The 2684-nt window shown below is 54.9% G+C and carries 1 pseudogene; it reads left to right on the top strand.

The features are described from left to right. Nucleotides 1-2610 (top strand): annotated as a pseudogene (locus ACESSZ_RS16320) (helicase-like domain-containing protein); the annotation flags it as partial. Between the last annotated feature and the right edge of the window lie 74 nt (nt 2611-2684).

Here is a 2684-nt window from a genome sequence, read left to right as displayed (position 1 = left end):
GAAGTCATCGACGAGGACGGAAAGCTGGAACGCAAGGCGGATATGTTCACCAAACGGACCATCAAGCCCCATCAGGCGGTGGCTGTGGTGGATACGGCAAGCGAAGCACTGGCGGTGTCTATCTCGGAAAAAGCCTGCGTGGATATGGGCTATATGAGCCAGCTTACCGGAAAAACCAAAGAAGAACTGGCCGGAGAACTGCAAGGCGTGATCTTTCGTGTACCGGGAAAGTTGGAGCAGGACGGATCGCCCCATTATGTGACTGCTGATGAATACCTTTCCGGCAATGTACGCCGCAAACTGCGCCAGGCGCAGCGGGCGGCACAGCAGGACCAGGTTTATGCAGTCAATGTGGAAGCCCTTACCGCCGCCCAGCCCAAAGACCTGGATGCGTCGGAGATCGAGGTGCGTCTGGGCGCTACCTGGATCGACAAAGAGTACATCCAGCAGTTTATGTACGAGACCTTCAACACCCCGTTTTATCTCCAGCGCAGTATCGAGGTCAACTATTCCTCCTTTACTGCTGAATGGCAGATCAAGGGGAAATCTTCCGTATCCTACAACGATGTAGCAGCTTACACCACCTATGGAACCAGCCGTGCCAATGCCTACAAGATTTTGGAGGACAGCCTGAACCTGCGGGATGTCCGTATCTATGACACCATAGAGGACGCAGACGGAAAAGAGCGCCGCGTGCTGAACGCCAAGGAGACCACCCTGGCTGCACAAAAACAGCAGGCTATCCGGGAAGCCTTTAAGGACTGGATCTGGAGAGATCCGGAGCGCCGCCAGACTCTGGTGCGCCAGTACAACGAAGAAATGAACTCTACCCGTCCCCGCGAGTATGATGGCAGCCATATCACTTTTGGCGGCATGAACCCGGCCATTACCCTGCGGGAACACCAGAAAAGCGCTATCGCCCATGTGCTGTATGGAGGAAATACCCTGTTGGCACATGAAGTAGGCGCAGGCAAAACTTTTGAGATGGTAGCTGCTGCGATGGAAGCCAAACGCCTGGGCTTGTGCCAGAAATCTCTCTTTGTGGTTCCCAACCACCTGACCGAGCAGTGGGCGTCGGAGTTTCTGCGCCTCTATCCTTCTGCCAACATCTTAGTCACCACCAAAAAGGACTTTGAGACCCATAACCGCAAAAAGTTCTGCGCCCGTATTGCGACCGGTGACTACGACGCCATCATCATGGGACACAGCCAGTTTGAGCGTATCCCCATCAGCCGGGAGCGTCAGGAACGGCTTCTCTATGAGCAGATCGACGAGATCACCGAGGGCATCGCAGAGGTGCAGGCCAGCGGCGGCGAGCGTTTTACCGTCAAGCAGCTGGAGCGTACCAGAAAGTCTCTGGAAGCCAGACTGGAAAAGCTGCAAGCCGAGGGGCGAAAAGACGATGTAGTAACCTTCGAGCAGCTGGGGGTGGACCGTTTGTTTGTGGACGAGGCCCACAACTACAAGAACCTGTTTTTATACACAAAAATGCGGAATGTGGCTGGTCTTTCCACATCGGATGCGCAGAAATCCTCCGATATGTTTGCCAAGTGCCGCTATATGGATGAGATCACCGGAAACCGTGGCGTGATCTTTGCCACCGGCACACCGGTCAGCAACTCCATGACCGAGCTTTACACCATGCAGCGTTATCTTCAATATGAACGCCTGCAAGAACTGAACATGACCCACTTCGACTGCTGGGCTTCCCGATTTGGGGAGACCGTCACAGCATTGGAGCTGGCACCGGAGGGAACCGGCTACCGGGCAAGAACGAGATTCAGCAAGTTCTTTAACCTGCCGGAGCTGATGAACCTGTTCAAAGAAGTGGCTGACATTAAGACTGCCGACCAGCTGAATCTGCCTACCCCGGAAGTGGAATACCACAACATCGTGGCGCAGCCTACCGAACATCAGCAGGAAATGGTCAAGGCCCTTTCGGAGCGCGCATCGCTGGTACACAGCGGAACCGTTGACCCGTCCCAGGACAATATGCTCAAGATTACCTCGGATGGCCGTAAACTGGGGCTGGACCAGAGGATCGTCAACCAGATGCTGCCGGACGAACCCGGAACAAAGGTCAATCAATGCGTAGAGAACATCATGCAGATCTGGCGGGATGGCGAGGCTGATAAATTAACCCAGCTGGTGTTCTGTGATATTTCTACCCCGCAGGCAAAAGCTCCTGCAAGCAAGGCGGCGAAAACGCTGGATAATCCACTGCTTCACGCACTGGAAGGCGCTGTACCTCTGCCGGAGCAGGAACCGGCCTTTACGGTGTATGACGATATTCGTCAGAAACTCATTGCTCAGGGAATGCCTGCCGACCAGATCGCTTTTATCCATGAGGCCAATACCGAGGTGCGGAAAAAGGAGCTGTTCTCCAAAGTCCGTACCGGTCAGGTGCGTGTGCTTATGGGCAGCACCGCCAAGATGGGCGCAGGCACCAATGTGCAGGACCGTCTGGTGGCACTTCATGACCTGGACTGTCCGTGGAGACCGGGAGACCTTGCCCAGCGCAAGGGCCGTATCGAGCGCCAGGGCAACCAGAATCCCCTTGTCCATGTGTATCGCTATGTGACCGAGGGAACTTTCGACGCATACCTCTGGGTGCGACACGAAGTCGCATAATGTAATTGTTCGGCAGTGACCGAACCTGCTATTCCATTAGCAGTAGCCTAACA

The organism is Eubacterium sp. 3_1_31, from assembly GCF_964249515.1.
GTDB classification, from domain to species: domain Bacteria; phylum Bacillota_I; class Bacilli_A; order Erysipelotrichales; family Erysipelotrichaceae; genus Longicatena; species Longicatena caecimuris.
The sequence above is the reverse complement of the archived record's forward strand: the minus strand, read 5'-3'. Positions and strand labels throughout refer to the sequence as shown.